The sequence below is a fragment of the Streptomyces sp. DH41 genome (genome assembly GCF_029813785.1).
Lineage (GTDB): Bacteria > Actinomycetota > Actinomycetes > Streptomycetales > Streptomycetaceae > Streptomyces.
This window is the reverse complement of the sequence record NZ_JARVKY010000020.1, coordinates 1-16,832: the sequence shown is the minus strand read 5'-3', so window position 1 is coordinate 16,832 and position 16,832 is coordinate 1. Positions and strand designations below refer to the sequence as shown.

Sequence of the window (16,832 nt, the reverse complement as noted above, 5' to 3'; positions counted from 1 at the left end):
CCTCAGCCCCTTACAGGTTCGTGCTCTGCAGCTCGTCCAGGATGCGCGGTCCGAGGTCGGTGACGTCGCCCGCGCCCATGGTGAGAACGAGATCACCGGCCTTCGCCATTCCCGCGATCACCGCGGGCGCCCCGGCCTTGTCGTGCACGGGCGTGACGTCCGCGCCCGCGGCCCGGGCCGCCTCGATGATCAGCTCGCTGGTGATGCCCGGGATGGGGTCCTCGCGGGCCGGGTAGATGTCGAGGACGACCGACGCGTCCGCCAGCGCCAGCGCCTGGCCCATCTCCTTGCCCAGCTCCTGGGTGCGGGAGAAGAGGTGCGGCTGGAAGAGGACCAGGATGCGGGCGTCGCCGACCGCGGCGCGCATGGCCTCCAGGTCCGCCGTCATCTCGGTGGGGTGGTGCGCGTAGGAGTCGACGACCTGGACGCCGGCCGCCTCGCCCTTGAGCTGGAGGCGCCGCTTGACGCCCGTGTAGGCGGCCAGCGCGGGGGCCAGCTCGGCGGCCGGGACACCCAGGGCCACGCCGGCGGCGAGGGCGGCGACCGCGTTGTGGGCGTAGTGACGGCCGGGGACGGAGACCGCGAAGGTCAGCTCCGCGCCGTCCATCACCACCGTGACCTCGCTCTTCAGGCCCTGCGGGACGACCGACAGGATCCGTACGTCGGCGTCCTCGGACTCCCCGTACGTCACCGTCCGCACCGACCCGGCCAGCCGCCGCGTCAGCTCCCGGGCGCCGTCCTGGTCGGCCGCGATCACCAGGGTGCCGCCGGGGACGATCTTGTCGGCGAAGGTCTCGAAGGACTCGTAGATCTCGTCCATCGACGCGTAGTTGGCGTGGTGGTCGAGTTCGACGTTGAGGACGATGGCGACCTCGGGGGCGTACTTGTGGAAGCTGCGGTCGCTTTCGTCCGCCTCGGCGACGAAGATCTCGCCGTCGCCGTGCAGGGCGTTGGAGCCGGGCGCGTCCAGGTCGCCGCCGATGGCGTACGAGGGATTCAGGCCCAGCTCGGACAGGGAGACGGCCAGCATGGACGTGGTGGTGGTCTTGCCGTGGGTGCCGGCGACCGCGATCGGGCGCAGGCCGTTCATCAGCGCGGCGAGGGCGTCGGAGCGGTGCACGACCGGGATGCCGCGTTCGGCGGCGCGGGCCAGCTCCGGGTTGTCCTCGCGGATCGCCGACGACACGACCACGCAGCTGGCGTCGTCGGCGAGGTGCTCCGCCGCGTGCCCGATGTGCACGGTCGCGCCGAGTGCGCGCAGGGCCTCGGCGGTCGCGGACTCCCGGGCGTCGCTGCCCGCCACCTCGGCGCCGCGCTGGGCGAGGATCTTGGCGATGCCCGACATTCCGGCGCCGCCGATGCCGATGAAGTGCGGTCGGTCCATGGCGGTAGGAAGGCCGGGTGCCATGCGCTGTTCTCCCCAGAGGTGCGACGGGTGGTACGACAGGTGGAGCCTGCTGACGATGTCCGCCGGTGGTGTCCGGCTGACGGTGTCCGCCGGCGGAGTCCGCCGGTGGGCGCGCCCCGGGGCACGGGCGGCCCCGGAGTGCGAGGCCCAGCCTATGCCTTGCTGTGGGAGAACAGTTTCAGGACCGGTACGCCGACCTTGTGGCGGGCTCGCGAGGCCCAGTCCCGGTGGAAGAACTCCTCCACGTAGTGCGGGTCGGTCAGGACGATCACCTCGTCGGCGCCGATCTCCAGGACCAGGGATCTGAGCTCCTCGAGCGGGTGGTCCTCGATCAGGCGGCCCTCGGCCTCGGCCCCGGACGCGCGCAGCGCCGCGAGGGACACCTCCAGTGCCCGCTGCCCGACGCTCTGCGCCTCCTCGCCCTCGGGCGTCTCCCCTTCCCGGACGGCGTCGTCGAGCTCGCCGAGCGCGACGTCGTCGATGGCACGCAGCAGCCTGTCCGCCTGATCGCCGCGCGGCTGGAGCAGCACGTGGAAGGCGACCGGCTCCTCCCCGTGCAAGGTGGTGACGAACTCCACGTCGGCGGACGTCAGGGCCTTCTCGATCATCAAAACGCTTGTGAACACCAGGCGCCCCTTCTCCTTCGAGGGCCCGTGGGCCCACCCTCCGTAGGCCGTACCGGACCCTGCGGAAACCATCCTGCCCCGTGATCGCCCAGGTACTGCCTGATTCAGTGTGCCCGGCGCGGGCCGAGCGGAACGGGAGACACCACGGATTCCCTAGTCACGCCGGTACTGGCTGAAGAGGAAGCCCTCCTCCTCCAGCAGGGACGCCAGGGCGAACCGCCGCGGCACCTCGACCGAGGGCCCGCCCGCGATCCGCTGCGCGTCACCCGCGGTGAGCATCGGCGAGACGGTCAGGCACAGCTCGTCGAGCACGCCCGCCGTGACGAACTGTCCCAGCAGCCGCGGACCGCCCTCGGTCAGCAGCCGGGTGTGCCCGAGCCCGGCGAGCGCCTCGACGGCACGGGCGGGGTCCACTCCGACACCGTCACCCGCGATCACCACCCGGGCGCCGGCCCTCTCGGCGGCCGTGATCCGGTCCGGGGCCGCGGCCGCTCCGGTCAGGATCAGCGTGGGCACCACGGGTGAGGTGAACAGCGGCAGGGAGAAGTCCAGCTCCAGGCTCGCGGTGACCACGGCGATCGCCGGCGCGGGACTCTGCCCGGCCGCCCGCCGCAGCTCGGCGAACTCCGCACGCGAGCGTGCCGGGCGGTACCCCTCCTGGCGTACGGTCTCGGCGCCGGCGATCACCACGTCCGCCAGGGAGCGCAGGGTGCCGAAGACGCGCATGTCGGCCGCGCTGGAGATGGGCTGGGACCGGCCGTCGTGCTGTGCGGCCCCGTCGAGGGTGGAGACCATGTTCGCCCGCAGCCAGGCCCTCGGCCGCCCGTCCGGCTCGGGGTAGGCATAGGCCGCGGCGAGCTCGGCGAGGCTCCACTCCCGATCGGTGGCGGCGTCGGGGCCCGGGCCGGTTGTCTGATCGGTCACAGGGGGCACAGGGAACAGGCGTCGCATGCCGTGCAGTGTTCCACGCACCCGCCCCCCGAACCGCCCCACCATGACCCCTCCCAGCCCACCCAGCCGCACCAGCCGCCCCTCCACACCCCCGCGCAGCGACACGGCACAGCGGCACCCGTCCCCGAACAGGGCCTACCATGGACCCCCGTGTCGTCCTCCTCCCCCGCCCCCGGTTCCGCCCCCTCCGGCCGCCCCCTGATAGCCGGGACGGCGTCCGCGTCCGCCCCGCTGTCCCTGTGCGCCCGCGAGCCGCACGTCCCCGCGGACCGCCTGGTCGCCGAGATGGTGCCCCCGCCCCGCTTCGACTCGGTCCGCTTCAGCACGTACATCCCGGACCCGAACCAGCCCAGCCAGAGCGAGGCCGTACGGGTCCTGGCGGACTTCGCGACCGGACTGGGCGGGGCCCCCGCGGCCACCGGCAGGCGAGGCTTCTTCGGCCTCGGCCGGAGCAGGACCCCGAAGCCCCCCGCCGGCCCCCGAGGCGTCTACCTCGACGGCGGCTACGGCGTCGGCAAGACCCACCTGCTGGCCTCCCTGTGGCACGCCACCCCGGCGGAGCCGGAGCGCAAGGCGTTCGGCACCTTCGTGGAGCTGACCAACCTCGTCGGCGCCCTGGGCTTCCAGCAGACCGTGCAGACCCTCTCCGGGCACCGCCTCCTGTGCATCGACGAGTTCGAGCTCGACGATCCCGGCGACACCGTCCTCGTCTCCAGCCTGCTCGCCCGGCTCGTCGAGGCGGGCGTGGCGCTCGCCGCCACCTCCAACACGCTGCCGGGCAAACTCGGCGAGGGCCGCTTCGCCGCGGCCGACTTCCTGCGCGAGATCCAGGGACTGTCCGCTCACTTCCGCGCTCTGCGCATCGACGGTGAGGACTACCGCCACCGCGGCCTGCCCGAGGCGCCGGCGCCGTACTCCGACGAGCAGGTGACCCGCGCGGCGCAGGCCGCCGAGGGCGCTTCCCTGGACGACTTCCCCGCGCTCCTCGACCACCTCGCCCGCGTCCACCCCAGCCGCTACGGCGCCCTGACCGACGGCGTCGCGGCCGTGTGCCTCACCGGGGTGCGCCCGGTGCCGGACCAGTCGACGGCGCTTCGCCTCGTGGTCCTCGCGGACCGGCTCTACGACCGTGAGGTGCCCGTCCTGGCCTCCGGGCTGCCCTTCGACCGGCTCTTCAGCGAGGAGATGCTGAAGGGCGGGTACCGCAAGAAGTACTTCCGTGCGATCTCCCGGCTCACCGCGCTGGCCCGGGACGCGGCACGGCTCGTCGACACGCCCTGAGAAGAGCCTGTTCTCGCCATCCCAGCGCGCTTTTCGGGCTCTCTCCAGCTCGTAACTCCACGTTAACCCTGCAAAGCTCTTTGCAGGGTTAACGTGTTTCTTGACCGGGCATTGACCATGCGTTGGCAGTGCCTTGACCATGCTTCGCCGTGCGCTGACCACGCATCGGCCCACGCCACGGGCGTGAACTGCCTGGAGGGGGGCGTATGTTACGAGGCACGACGGCCCGGGCCGTGGTCTCGCTCCTCGCCGGCGTCCTGACCGCCCTGGTGGCGTTCGCGCCCAGCACACCCTTCGCATCCGCGCATACGAGCCGTGACGCCGTGGCCAACGCCCACCCCGGAACCACCCTCTCCGGTACGGCGTCGCACGACGAGACCGTCACCTGTCACGACGTCGGCCCGTCGGGAAACCCGACCAGTTCGCCGCGCGTCCGCGACCGGCACCGCACCCCCACCGCACCCCAGCCCGACGCCTTCGAGCGCCCGTTCCTGCGACAGCGCGGCCCCGCGGTCCCCGACCTCGACACGTCGGTCCGTGCGACCGGGCACCGGCCGAGATCCGCGCCGGACCACTCTCCGGCGGCACTTCAGGTCTTCCGCTGCTGAGGGCACACGACACCCCCACCGCTGTTGTCCTGCCCATCCGACGCGCCCCCACCGCGCGCCAGGAGGAATCACCCCATCATGCAGCCCCTCATCGACAACGCCCGCACGTTCGGACAGCGCCCTGAGGAGTTCGCCGGGCACGCCGAAGGCCAGTCGCCCGAAGTCCTGTTCATCACCTGCTCCGACTCCCGGGTCGTACCGGCCCTGATCACGGGCGCCCGGCCCGGCCAGCTCTTCGAGCTGCGCACCGCGGGCAACATCGTCCCGCCCCACGAGGGCGAGCGCCCCTGTAGCGAGGCGGCCACCATCGAGTACGCCGTGGAAGTGCTCGGCGTCACCGACATCGTGGTCTGCGGCCACTCCCACTGCGGCGCCGTCGGCGCCCTGGTACGCGGCGACGACCTGAGCGCCGTACCCGCCGTGCGCGACTGGCTGGCGCACGCCGCGGACGCGCCGAAGCCGTGCGACCCCAGCGACCCGACGGTCGCCGAGGCCGTACAGCACCACGTCCTGGCACAACTGCTGCGGCTGCGCTCCTACCCCTGTGTCGAACAGCGGCTGACGGACGGACGGCTGCGGACGCACGGCTGGTACTACGAGGTCCACACCGGGGTCGTACGCGCACACCACGCGGACACCGACACGTTCGAGACCCTGTGAGCGCCGACATGAACGCCATATCCGGGAACGGCCGGAAGTTCCCCCATCTGCGGGCGGACTTCACCGCCTCGCTCGTCGTGTTCCTGGTCGCCCTCCCGCTGTGCGTCGGCGTCGCCGTCGCCTCCGGCGTGCCCGCCGAACTCGGCCTCGTCACCGGCATCGTGGGCGGCATCGTCACCGGATTCCTGCCGGGCAGCAGCCTCCAGGTGTCCGGTCCGGCCGCCGGCCTCACCGTGCTGGTCTTCGGCGCGGTCGACGCGTACGGGCTGCCCGCGCTCGGCGTGATCGTGCTGGCCGCCGGTCTGATCCAGCTCGCGATGGGCGCCCTGAAGCTGGGGCGCTGGTTCCGGGCGATCTCCCTCTCGGTCGTCGAGGGCATGCTGGCCGGCATCGGCCTCGTACTCATCGCCGGCCAGCTGTACTCGGCGGCCGGTCTCGAGGCGCCCGCCTCCGGGATCGACAAGCTGACCGGGCTGCCCGGGGCCGCCGCCGACGCGCTGGGCAGCACCGAGGCGCTCACCTCACTCGCCCTCGGCGCCGGCACCATCGCGGTGATGGTGCTGTGGAAGCGGCTGCCGAAGCGGGTACGGACCGTGCCGGGCGCGCTGGCCGCGGTCGGCCTGGCCACGGCGGTCACGGCGGTCTTCGGGCTGTCGGTGGCGACCGTCGAGGTGAACGGCCTGCTGGACTCCATCCAGCCGCCCGGCGCCGACGCCTTCGGCGAGCTGGTGAACGTGGGCGTCCTCGGCACGATCGTCGCCTTCACCCTGATCGCCTCGGCGGAGAGCCTGTTCAGCGCCGCCGCGGTGGACCGGCTGCACAACGGCCCGCGCACCGAGTACAACAAGGAGCTGATGGCGCAGGGCGCGGGCAACACGGTGTGCGGTCTGCTCGGCGCGCTGCCGATGACCGCCGTGATCGTGCGCAGCTCCGCCAACGTCGGCGCGGGCGCGCGGACCAAGGCGTCCCGGGTGCTGCACGGTGTGTGGCTGCTGCTGTTCGCCGCGCTGCTGCCGTCCGCGCTGGCGCTGATCCCGCTGCCGGCGCTGGCCGGCATCCTGGTCCACGCGGGCTGGAAGCTGATCCCGTTCCGCGGCATCGTGTCGCTGTGGCGGGGGCACCGGGGCGAGGCGCTGATCCTGGTGGTCACGGCCGTGTCGATCGTCGCGGTGAACATGTTCGAGGGCGTGCTGATCGGTCTGGCGCTGTCCGTGGCCAAGACCGCCTGGGAGGCCTCCCACCTCAAACTGGAGATCGTCGACAAGGGCGCCGGCCCCATCCAGGCGCACCTGTCGGGCAACGCGACCTTCCTGCGGCTGCCGAAGATCCTGGAGAGCCTGGAGGCGCTGCCGCAGGACCGCCCGGTCGAGCTGGACCTGTCCGGGCTGCACCACCTGGACCACGCCTGCCGCACCGCCCTGGAGAACTGGGCCGAGCGGCACAGCGCCATCGGCACGGACCCGGTGAAGGTCACCGAGCCGATGACGGCGACCGTGTAGTCACACCCGTACGGTCTCGCCGGTGGTCCCTGGCGGCCACCGGTGACGGCGCCCGGCCCGGGGCACGGCCTCGGACCGGGCGTCCGGCACGCCGTGACGAAAGCCCATGACCTGGCGACCGGAGACGAGAGCCCGTGGCCCGGCGACCGGTGACCAGTGACACGAGCTACGCGCGTGGTTCCCGGTATTACCGGCAGATGATAGACACGGCGGGGTCACAGTCCTGTCCGCCAGCAGGAAGGTCGCCCCATGTCCGCAACCCGACGCCAGGTACTCGCCCGCACAGGAGCCCTCGGCGCAGGCATCGCCTTCACCGGAACCCTCTCCGAACTCTTCGCCGGTACCGCCGCCGCCCAGGCCGCGGGCCACACCGGCTACGGCCCCCTGGTACCCGACCCCGACGGCCTGCTCGACCTGCCCAGAGGATTCCGCTACCGGGTGCTGTCCCGCGAGGGCGACGAGCTGCGCTCCGGCGAGGGCCCGGTCCCGTCCAACCACGACGGCATGGCGGCCTTCGCCGCGCGTTCCGGAGGCCGTCACGGGGGCCGCCGCGGCGGCGTCCATCTCGTGCGCAACCACGAGAACCGCGCCGACCCCAGGATCCCCGTCCCCACGGTCGAGGGACTGACGTACGACCCGGAGGGCAAGGGCGGCTGTACGGCCCTGACCCTGGACTCCCGGGGCCACGTCCGGGACGAGCGGGTCGCGATCGCCGGTACGGCGGTGAACTGCGCGGGCGGGCCCACCCCGTGGGACACCTGGCTGACCTGCGAGGAGACCGAGGACAAGGCCGGCACCAACGGCTACACCAAGGACCACGGCTTCATCTTCGAGGTCGACCCGGCCGATCCGCACCGCACCGGCGCGGTGCCGCTGACCGCGATGGGCCGCTTCCAGCACGAGGCGGTCGCCGTGGACCCGCGGCGGGGCGTCGTCTACGAGACGGAGGACGCGTTCGAGCGGCCGTTCGGTCTCTTCTACCGGTTCCTGCCCGAGAAGCCGCTGGGCGGCACCGGCTCGCTGCGGGCGGGCGGCCGGCTCCAGGCGATGCGGGTGCCCGGCGTGCCCGACCTCTCCTCGATCCAGGAGACGGGCGCCTGCTTCGACGGCGTCGAGTGGGTGGACGTTCCCGACCCGCTGGCCACCGGGACGCCCATCCGGCACCAGGACTTCGGCCGGGGCGGCATCACCCACGCGCAGAAGCTGGAGGGCTGCTACTGGGGCGGGCGCAGCGTGTACTTCGTGTCGTCCTTCGCCCGCAGCGCGGAGGGTTCGGCGGGCGACCACTACGGGCAGATCTGGCGCTACGACCCCGAGCGGCGCCGGCTGACCCTGGTGATCGTCTTCGGCCCGGACACCGACGTCCAGCTCCCCGGCGAGTCCCCCGACAACATCTGCCTGGCCCCCAGCGGCGGCCTCATGGTCTGCGAGGACGGCAACGGCGCCCAGCACGTCTACGGCGTGACCAGGCGCGGCGAGGTGTACGCGATGGCCCGCGGCGCGCAGAACATCGGGACACCGGACGACCCGGAGTGGGGTGAGTTCGCCGGTGTCGCCTTCTCCCCCGACGGCGACACCATGTACGTCAACTGCTACACGCCCGGGACGACGTTCGCGGTGACGGGCCCCTGGCGCGGGTAGCGCGCGCCTGCCAGGGGGCGGGCGCACCGCCCGGTCACTGAAGCCGTCCCTCCTGGGTACTCGGCGCCGTATGACGGAGAAAGCGCAGGTCAACGGCTCGTACTGGCTTCAGACGGCACCGGGCGGTGCGCCGCGCCCCGCCCTCGCGGAGGACCTCGACGTCGACGTCGCCGTGATCGGCGCCGGCGTCGCCGGGCTCAGCGCGGCCTGGGAACTGGCGCGGGCCGGGCGCGGTGTGGCGGTGCTGGAGGCCGGTCGGGTCGCCGCCGGCGTCACCGGCCACACCAGCGCCAAGCTGACCGCCCAGCACACGCTGATCTACGACAAGCTGCGTCGCACCCGGGGCCCCGAGGGCGCCCGCCTGTACGCCCGCTCGCAGACCGAGGCGATCGAGCGTGCCGCCGGGATCGTGGCCGAGCTGGGCATCGACTGCGACTGGGAGACCCGCAGCGCGTACACCTATGTCTGCGACGCGGGCCGCGTGGACGAGTTGCGGGCCGAGGCGGCCGCCGCGAAGGAGGCGGGGCTGCCGGCGTCGTTCGTGACGGAGACGGGGCTGCCGTTCCCGGTCGCGGGCGCGGTCGAGGTGACCGGGCAGGCCCAGTTCCATCCGCGCAAGTACCTGCTGGCCCTCGCCGACGACCTGGAGGCGCACGGCGGGCGGATCTTCGAGAACACCACCGTCCACGGCCTGGACGAGGGCGAGCCGTGCCGCGTGTCGACCGGGGCGGGCGCGACGGTGACCGCCCGGGACGTGGTGGTCGCCACCCACTACCCGATCTTCGACCGCGCTCTCCTCTTCGCCCGCCTCTCCCCCCGCCGGGAACTGGTCGTCGCCGGGAGCATCGAGGCGGACCGCGATGTCGACGGCATGTACATCACGCCGGACGAGAACACCCGCTCGGTCCGTACGGCCCCCCTGGACGGTGCGGGCGACGCCGCGGGCCGCCGGCTGCTGGTCGTCACCGGGGAGCACTTCACGCCCGGCACGGGCGACACCCGGGAGCGCTTCGACCGCCTGTCCGCCTGGGCCGGCGAGCATTTCCCCGGCGCCGACCTCACCTACGCCTGGGCCACGCAGGACATCGACCCCACGGACACCGTGCCGATGGTGGGCCCGCTGCACCCCGGCGCGCACCACACGTACGTCGCCACGGGCTTCGGCGGCTGGGGGCTGAGCGGCGGCATGATGGCGGGCCGGCTGCTCACCGCGCAGATCACCGGCGAGGAGTGCGCGTGGAGCGAACTGTACGATCCGCGCCGGCTGCGCACGGCGGTGCGTGAGGCCCCGGCCTTCCTCAAGACGCAGGCCGAGGTCGCCCGCCACTTCGTCGGCGACCGGCTGCGGCCCGCGCCGCCGGTGGACGCCCTGCCGCCGGGCGAGGGTGCCGTCGTACGGGCGGGCGGTGACCGGCTGGCGGTCTACCGGGACGAGGCGGGCGCGCTGCACGCCGTCTCACCGCGTTGCACCCACCTCGGCTGCCTGGTCAACTTCAACGCGGCGGAACGCGCCTGGGAGTGCCCCTGCCACGGCTCCCGCTTCGGCACGGACGGCAAGGTGATCGAGGGCCCGGCGACGAAGCCGCTGGAGCAGCGGGACATCTGACCGCTCCTGAACCCCGTTCTGAGCCGGGAGGGTGACCCCGCAGGCACGTCGCACCTCATGGTCGTACATACAGAACAGCACACTCATACGTTCGTACGGTGATCACTCTCGTACGACGCGCAGCCGTTCTGGGTGCCCTGGGCGCCACCCTCGCCGCCTGCGGGACCGCCACCGAGGCCCCGCGGGCCCCCCGCCCGGCGCCGACCGCGTCCGCCGCCGCCCCTTCGGAGCCGGCCCCGTCCCGGCCTCCGACACTGGCCCCCGGCCCCGCCGGTCTGACCCCCGTCTTCGAGCACGGCCCGCGCGCCCGGGAGAAGACGGTCGCCCTCACCTTCGACGCCGACATGACCGCCGACCAGGGGCCGCGGGCGGCGGCGGGCGAACGGTTCGACAACCCGCGGCTGATCGCGACCCTGCGGAAGCTGAAGGTGCCGGCCACGGTGTTCATGACCGGCCGGTGGGCCGAGGAGTACCCGGACGAGGCCCGGTCCATCGGCCGGGACCCCCGGTTCGAGATCGCCAACCACTCCTACAGCCACTACGCCTACACCGATGACTGCTACGGCCTGCCGACCGTGCCGAAGGAGCGGATGCGGTCGGACGTGGAGCGGGCCTACACGGCGTTCGAGAAGGCCGGGGTACGGAACGCGATGCCGTACTTCCGTTTCCCCGGCGGCTGTTACGACAAGGCGGCGCTCGAGGAGCTGACCGCCACCGGTGTCACCGCCGTGCAGTGGGACGTGGTGAGCGGGGACGCGTTCGCGACGGACGCGGACGCGGTGGCCCGGCAGGTGCTGGACGGGGTGCGGCCGGGGTCGGTCGTCGTCATGCACTGCACCCGCAGCGCCGCCCCGGTGACCGAGGAGGTGGTGCGGACGGTCGTGCCCGAGCTGCGCCGCCGGGGCTACCGCTTCGTGAAGGTCTCGGAGCTGATCGGCGCCTCGGACGGCGGCCGCTGACGGGCCTACGCTGGAGGAATGAGCAGCGACGACGACCCCGGTCCGAACGACTACTGTCTGATCGACGCGACCCGCCCGCCCAAGGCCGACGGCCCGCCGTACGCCGAGTGCGTCCTGTGCCGGGAGCCGACGGAGTACCCCGAGTCGTACAAGGGCATCACCTTCTGCCCGGTCTGCGAGTGGCAGGAGGCCCAGCGCACGGCCTGCTCAGGCTGATCTGCGCGAGCTGAGCGCACAGGCCACGGCGGCCGCGGCCGCGGTGACCGAGGCCGCCACGGCCAGCGGGAGCAGCGGCAGCGGTACCGTGCCGGACTTCGACCCGGTGACCAGACCACTGACCGCCGCCCGCGCCGGGGAGCCCGACGCCACCAGCGCCAGGAGGGCCGCGAGCAGCAGCGCGGGGACCGCGCGGCCGGGCGAGCGCAGCAACGGCCAGGCGGTGAGGGCGCCGACGGCGGTGCCGAGCAGGGCGCACACCAGGGCGGCGAGCAGTCCGGCGCCGCCCGCCGGGAGCGGGGGCACGCGCGTGCCGTGGTCCGTGCTCACCGGGTCGCTGATCAGTGTCACGACGACGGTGGCCGCCGTACCCAGTACGACCGCGGCGGCGAGCGCCACCAGCAGACCGGCCAGGTGGGCACGCGCGGGTCCGCGCGCCGCCGACACACACGCCCGGGCGCCGGGCGGCTCCCCGGTGACGCAGATCCGCACCAGCCAGGCGGCGACCGGCAGCAGCATGGCAGCCGCCCAGCCCAGTGAGTCGAGCACCGGCTGCCCGCCCCGCACACCGATGCCGAGCGCGGCGGCGTACAGGATGACGGGCGGGAGCCAGCGCTGGGAGCGCAGCAGGAGGGCGGCCTGGTAGCGGAGCAGGGCGGTCATCGCGGGCCTTCCTGGGCGTGCACGCTCACCACGTGCCAGGGCGGCCGGGCGGTCAGAAGCGTACGCAGCAGGACGTCGGAGTGGGAGGCGGGGACAGTGAGGGAGTAGGAGCCGGGGCGGCTTTCCTCGGCGGCGGCGATCCGCAGCGCGCCGGCGGGCAGGGCGTCGCCGGGCGGTCCCTGCACCCGGACGACGACGCGCGGCCCGTCCGGTACCCCGAGGTGTTCGGTACGGCGGTGGAGGGTGCCGTCGCGCACGGTGTACGCGGCGCCCTGCGCGTCGGCCAGACGGCGCGGGTCGTGGTCGACGAAGACGACGGCACCGCCGGACGCCGTACGCTCGGCGACCGCCCGTTCCAACTCGCCCCGGGCTTCGGCGTCGAGCCCGGTCCAGGCCTCGTCGAGCACGAGCAGCTCCGGTTCGGCGAGCAGGGCCTGCGCCACGGCCACCTTCTGGCTGGTGCCCTTGGACAGCCGGGCCAGCGGAGTGGAGGCGTACCCGGCGGCCCCCAGCCGCTCCAGCCACTGCCCGGCCGCACGGGCCGCCGCACGGCGGGACAGCCCGTGCACGGTGCCGAGATGGGTGAGGTAGGCGGCGGCGGTGAAGGGCAGGGCGGGCGGGAAGCGCTCGGGGACGTAGGCCGTGCGCGGACGGCCGGTGACCCGGCCCTCGGTGGGGGCGTCGATCCCGGCGAGCAGACGCAGCAGGGTCGACTTGCCGGTGCCGTTGGTGCCTTCGACGCGGACGAGGGTGCCGGGCGTCACGTCCAGGTCGACGCCGCGCAGGACCCAGGGCCCGCGCATGCCGTACCTACGGCCGACGCCGTCGAGTCGCAGCTCGCGTTGCATGGGGTCATCCTCTCGCGTCGCGTGCGTGGCTTGGCAGACTGGTGGGCGTGAGCAACGATCCGACGACACCCGTCCCCGACAGTCCGTCCGTCCGCGACAGTCCGTCTGTTCCCGACAGTCCGTCCGTCCCGGACAGTCCCTTCCGCCCCGAGCCCGGCGACCGCGACCTCGCGCCGCAGTTCGTGCTGCCGCTGGTCGTACGCATCGAGCGGGCGGCGCCGCCGCCCCGTACCGACGCGCTGGAGACGGCCGCCCGGGCGGTGCTGGTGATGCTCGGAGACGAGCGGTCGGCCGGCGACGGCGAGTGGGCGCGGGCGATGCGGGACTGGCAGGACGCGCGCATCCGCAAGGTCGTACGGCGGGCGCGCGGCGCCGAGTGGCGGCGGGCCGAGGCGCTGCCCGGCGTCACGGTCACCGGGAAGACGGCCGAGGTGCGGGTCTTCCCGCCGGTCCCGCTGGACGGCTGGCCCAAGGACCTGGCCCGCCTCCAGGTCTCCGGCACCGACCTCGACGACCCGGAACCGCCGGCCGACGCCGACCCCTGCGCGCCGGTGCTCTGGATGAACCCGGACCTGGACATGTCGGCCGGCAAGGCGATGGCCCAGGCCGGGCACGGCGCGCAGCTCGCCTGGTGGGAGCTGTCGGACGCCGAGCGGGCTGCGTGGCGCGACGCGGGCTTCCCGCTGGCGGTACGCACCGCCGACCCGGCCCGCTGGGGCGGCCTCACCACCGGCGGCCTGCCGGTGGTCCGCGACGCCGGGTACACGGAGATCGCACCGGGGTCGTGCACGGTGGTGGCGGACCACCCGGCGCTGCGGTGAGGCAGGGGCGGCGTCTGTCGGGCCTAAGCAGTGGCGCGCACCAGTAGCGTGCCGATGTGCCCAGGCGCAGGCGAGTCCAGGACGGTCGCCTCGGCCGAGCCGAAGCCGGCTCGGGTCAGCAGCCGCTCTCAAGCGGCCGGGCGGTAACTGTAGCGATAGGTGAACATGGCCTTGCCCGCGAAGCCGCCCTTGTACATGCCCTGCGGCCCGTAGGCGCCGGGGATCGCGGGCGGCTGGGAGAACACGAACACGCCGCCGGGATTGAGGCGTGCGCGCACCAGCGGGAAGAGGGCCACCGGGTTGGTGAACCAGGCAGCGCCGAAGATCGAGTAGACGGCGTCGTACGTGTACTCGCAGGCGGCCAGCCATTCCAGGACTTCTCCGCAGCCGAAGGTGACGCCCGTGTCGGCCCATCGTTCGGTGGTCTTCTTGACCATGGCCGGGGAGAGGTCGACGCCGTGCGCGTCCACGCCGCGCCGGGCCAGATAGGCCAGGGCGCGGCCCGTGCCGCAGCCGATCTCCAACACGCGGCGAGGGGAGCCAAGCAGTTGCGGGCCTGGGCCGTGCCCGGCGTACTGGGTCCAGCAGAAGACAGGTTCGGCATCCGCTGTGAAGGCAAATTCAGCGAAGGTGTCCCACAACTCGGCATCGGCTGCGATGTCGTACGGTACGGGCACTGCGCGTTCCTCCGGGTCTTGTAGGGGGACACGGCCGCCCCGCCCTCCAGGGGAACGGTGAGGGCGGGGGTGACTGTAGCGGGGGTCAGTGGCTGTCTGGCACCTTGTCGTCGCACGGCGAGCAGTTCGCGCCGTCGATGGCCCACAGTTCTTCGTCGACGGCCTATCCCTGGGACTTCAGGAACCCACCCGTGCGAAGACACAGGCCGGCGCTCCGGCACTCGATGAATGAGGCGTGGGCTTGTACCGGCCGCCGTTGTACAGGCGTCACATGCCCCACCAGACGGGTGTGTCGAGGATCAACTGATGCACGCCGATGTCCACGAGCTTGCCGACTTTGAGGTAAACGTCCGGGTTCTCGATGGAACCCATGGCGCCGCAGGATCTGCACCTTCTGCCCGAACTTCAGCGGGTCGGCGTACGGGTCGGGGGTAACATCTGGAGACATCACGACCTTGCCCCTCCTAGCAGCTTTGTCACTGACAGAGCAGGGGGCACGACCGGTCCTGCGTGAGGCTCTGCCGGAGCCGGCACCGGATGGTGCAGCTGCTGCGGCACTGGCCGAGTCCCAGGACCACCGCGCTCTTCACAGCACGCTTTTCGCTCGCCCCCTCCCGTCCTCGCCCAGTCGAGCGGCCATCGGCTCGACCGACTTACGCTGCCCGTCCGTGAGCAGGTCCCGCAGATAGACCCGCCCCCACCGACGCTGGTCGTTCCTCGCGAACGGCTCGAAACCCTCCGCCGCGAAGTCCAACTCACTACGTACAGCAACAACCTCGTCCGAAGTCACACCCTCTCAACGCAACACCAAGCCAAAAGGAAACGCTCAACACAACCGACCTGACCGAGCCCTACTAGGCGTCGTCACCACAGCGTCGGCTCGGCCGGGGGGGGCTCCGCCGTGACGGTCAGTCCGAGTCCGGGCGGGAGTGTTCCGCAAGGCTGAGCAGCAGGTGCGCCGATTCCGGGTGGTAGTGATCTGAGTGGGCGCCCACCGGATTGAGCCGACTGCTGCGGTACCGCCAACTCGCGTCGACGTTGACGAAGGCGTGGTCCAGCGACCGGCGCGGATAGGGAGTGTCAGCCCGCAGCAGTCGTGTCGACCAGACGTCGTGAGGAGCGAGCCCAGGCGGAGGAGTGGCCAACAGCCGCATCCCCGAGTGCCCGATTCCCGGGGCCTTCTCACCCAGCAGGTGCCAGAAGCCGGTGGCCCGGTCGTACCGGGAGTGAGTGAACACCAGAGGCCCGCCCACCGGAGAGGCGTGCCCCATCGGTCCGGGCCGCAGCCGGTGGAAAACCGTATCGAACGCGGTCCGCGGAGCCGCCATCTGGAACACGGTCAACGAGTCCACCGTAAACGGCAGCGAGGGATGGGTCGCGGTGCTCCAGCCCAGGGCCCCCCCGCGCTCGGCCTCCGCCTCCGCGGCCCAGGTCACTGCCTCGCACAGGAAACGTCCGCCGAAGGAGTGCCCGACCAGATGGAGGTACTGACCACCCCTGGTGCGCAGGGTGCCCTCCGCCGGGTCACCGCGCTCGGCGTGCAGATAACCGAGCAGATGACCCAGGATGTGCGGGGCGTAGCCCTCCTCACCGGTGCTCATCGCGTGCGCCCGTTCCCGGATCCGCTCGTATCCGCCCCTGGTGAGCGGCGAGGAGGACGGCCAGCGCACCACCACGGTCCACGGCGCGAAGCCCGCCCGCAGCCGCGGGTAGAGCGCCTCGCGGGCCGTCTGCTGGCGTTCCATGAGGCCCAGCAGCCGCTGGGCGTTGCGCACCGCCGCGCCCGGGCCGGTCTGCCAGCCGTGCACGTACACCAGGATGTCGGTGGCCCACCGCGGCGGGTTCAGCCGGTCCGCCAGATGACGCCTCAGGCGGTCGGCGCGGACCGGTTCGCGGGTCTCGCCGTGCAGCAGCCAGCCGTCGGTGTCCAGGTCAACGGTGACGATGCCGTCGGCGGGCGGGACGGCCGACGGCCGACGGGCAGGCCAGCGCAGCAGGCGCCGTGTCCTCGGGGACGGGGTCATGAACCGATCGTTCCTTCCTGCGGTGACGTGCCGACGCGGCTGTCCAGCCCACAGACCAGGCCGTAGGCCAGCGCTAGTGGGTTCCGGTAGGTGGCGGCGAACCACCGCACGGTCTCCAGTAGAGCGAGACCAGCGGTCAATCCCTCGTCCAGGTAACAGGTGAGGAAGCGGAGGGCGAACTCGGCGCCGAACACCTGGGGCATGGCGATTTGCGGGGCTAGGCAGTTTCGTTTGGATCAGTCGGTCGTTGGTCTGGGTGTGCCGTTGACTGACGCGCAGTGGGCGCGGATCGAGCCGTTACTTCCGGACCGGACACCGAAGCGGGGTGGCCGCTGGCGCGATCA

The 16,832-nt window shown here is 72.7% G+C and carries 16 protein-coding genes and 3 pseudogenes; 9 read left to right on the top strand and 10 right to left on the bottom strand.

The genetic code is table 11. From position 1 onward, the window contains the following. Positions 1–10 precede the first annotated feature (10 nt). The 3 genes from murC to QC283_RS28030 form a co-directional block, all read right to left on the bottom strand. Entirely contained in the window at positions 11–1,408 is a 1,398-nt protein-coding gene (murC, locus tag QC283_RS28040) for a UDP-N-acetylmuramate--L-alanine ligase (protein WP_279564487.1), read from the bottom strand. A gap of 152 nt (positions 1,409–1,560) precedes the next feature. Then, the gene (locus QC283_RS28035; RefSeq protein ID WP_279564486.1) at positions 1,561–2,034 is read right to left on the bottom strand and encodes an indole-3-glycerol phosphate synthase; all 474 of its coding nucleotides are present in this window, start codon (positions 2,032–2,034) and stop codon (positions 1,561–1,563) included. A gap of 153 nt (positions 2,035–2,187) precedes the next feature. Next, a complete protein-coding gene (locus QC283_RS28030; RefSeq protein ID WP_279564485.1) occupies positions 2,188–2,985 on the bottom strand; it encodes a pyrimidine reductase family protein in 798 nt (265 codons plus the stop codon). A 150-nt stretch (positions 2,986–3,135) separates the two neighbouring features. Between QC283_RS28030 and zapE the strand changes: the two genes are divergently transcribed. The 8 genes from zapE (at position 3,136) to QC283_RS27990 (ending at position 11,455) form a co-directional block, all read left to right on the top strand. Next, positions 3,136–4,266: a cell division protein ZapE gene (zapE, locus tag QC283_RS28025; protein ID WP_383528304.1), complete on the top strand. Its 1,131-nt coding sequence runs from the start codon at positions 3,136–3,138 to the stop codon at positions 4,264–4,266. Between the two features lie 206 nt (positions 4,267–4,472). Continuing rightward, complete coding sequence (locus QC283_RS28020; protein WP_279564484.1) at positions 4,473–4,874, top strand: hypothetical protein; 402 nt, start codon at positions 4,473–4,475, stop codon at positions 4,872–4,874. A gap of 78 nt (positions 4,875–4,952) precedes the next feature. Then, complete coding sequence (locus QC283_RS28015) at positions 4,953–5,534, top strand: carbonic anhydrase (protein WP_279564483.1); 582 nt, start codon at positions 4,953–4,955, stop codon at positions 5,532–5,534. 8 nt (positions 5,535–5,542) lie between these two features. Next, on the top strand, positions 5,543–7,033 hold the full coding sequence (locus tag QC283_RS28010) for a SulP family inorganic anion transporter (protein ID WP_279564482.1): 1,491 nt from the start codon (positions 5,543–5,545) through the stop codon (positions 7,031–7,033). A 249-nt stretch (positions 7,034–7,282) separates the two neighbouring features. Continuing rightward, positions 7,283–8,674 (top strand): PhoX family protein, encoded by a 1,392-nt coding sequence (locus QC283_RS28005; RefSeq protein ID WP_279564481.1) that lies wholly within the window; start codon positions 7,283–7,285, stop codon positions 8,672–8,674. A gap of 70 nt (positions 8,675–8,744) precedes the next feature. Further along, the gene (locus QC283_RS28000) at positions 8,745–10,280 is read left to right on the top strand and encodes an FAD-dependent oxidoreductase (RefSeq protein WP_279564480.1); all 1,536 of its coding nucleotides are present in this window, start codon (positions 8,745–8,747) and stop codon (positions 10,278–10,280) included. A gap of 98 nt (positions 10,281–10,378) precedes the next feature. Then, a complete protein-coding gene (locus QC283_RS27995) occupies positions 10,379–11,239 on the top strand; it encodes a polysaccharide deacetylase family protein (protein WP_279564479.1) in 861 nt (286 codons plus the stop codon). 18 nt (positions 11,240–11,257) lie between these two features. Then, positions 11,258–11,455, top strand: a complete 198-nt coding sequence (locus QC283_RS27990; RefSeq protein ID WP_279564478.1) for a hypothetical protein — start codon at positions 11,258–11,260, stop codon at positions 11,453–11,455. On the opposite strand, the gene QC283_RS27985 is transcribed toward QC283_RS27990, so the two are convergent. Further along, positions 11,447–12,118, bottom strand: coding sequence for an ABC transporter (locus QC283_RS27985; RefSeq protein WP_279564477.1), 672 nt, complete (start codon positions 12,116–12,118; stop codon positions 11,447–11,449). The genes QC283_RS27990 and QC283_RS27985 overlap by 9 nt on opposite strands. Beyond that, positions 12,115–12,966, bottom strand: coding sequence for an ABC transporter ATP-binding protein (locus QC283_RS27980; RefSeq protein ID WP_279564476.1), 852 nt, complete (start codon positions 12,964–12,966; stop codon positions 12,115–12,117). Before QC283_RS27980 ends, QC283_RS27985 begins: the two co-directional genes overlap by 4 nt. Positions 12,967–13,013: 47 nt before the next feature. Here QC283_RS27980 and QC283_RS27975 point away from each other — a divergent pair, with 47 nt between their 5' ends. Further along, on the top strand, positions 13,014–13,787 hold the full coding sequence (locus tag QC283_RS27975; protein ID WP_443032703.1) for a peptidyl-tRNA hydrolase: 774 nt from the start codon (positions 13,014–13,016) through the stop codon (positions 13,785–13,787). A 23-nt stretch (positions 13,788–13,810) separates the two neighbouring features. On the opposite strand, the pseudogene QC283_RS27970 reads toward QC283_RS27975, so the two are convergent. From QC283_RS27970 to QC283_RS27950, 5 genes and pseudogenes are all read right to left on the bottom strand, one after another. After that, positions 13,811–14,464, bottom strand: a pseudogene (locus tag QC283_RS27970) (class I SAM-dependent methyltransferase). An 85-nt stretch (positions 14,465–14,549) separates the two neighbouring features. Continuing rightward, positions 14,550–14,836 (bottom strand): annotated as a pseudogene (locus tag QC283_RS27965) (hypothetical protein); the annotation flags it as partial. 229 nt (positions 14,837–15,065) lie between these two features. Next, a pseudogene (locus QC283_RS27960) lies at positions 15,066–15,254 on the bottom strand (transposase); the annotation flags it as partial. A 118-nt stretch (positions 15,255–15,372) separates the two neighbouring features. After that, positions 15,373–16,488, bottom strand: coding sequence for a hypothetical protein (locus tag QC283_RS27955; RefSeq protein WP_279564475.1), 1,116 nt, complete (start codon positions 16,486–16,488; stop codon positions 15,373–15,375). Further along, positions 16,485–16,691, bottom strand: coding sequence for a hypothetical protein (locus tag QC283_RS27950; protein ID WP_279564474.1), 207 nt, complete (start codon positions 16,689–16,691; stop codon positions 16,485–16,487). The genes QC283_RS27955 and QC283_RS27950 overlap by 4 nt, the downstream gene beginning before the upstream one ends. Positions 16,692–16,832 lie beyond the last annotated feature (141 nt).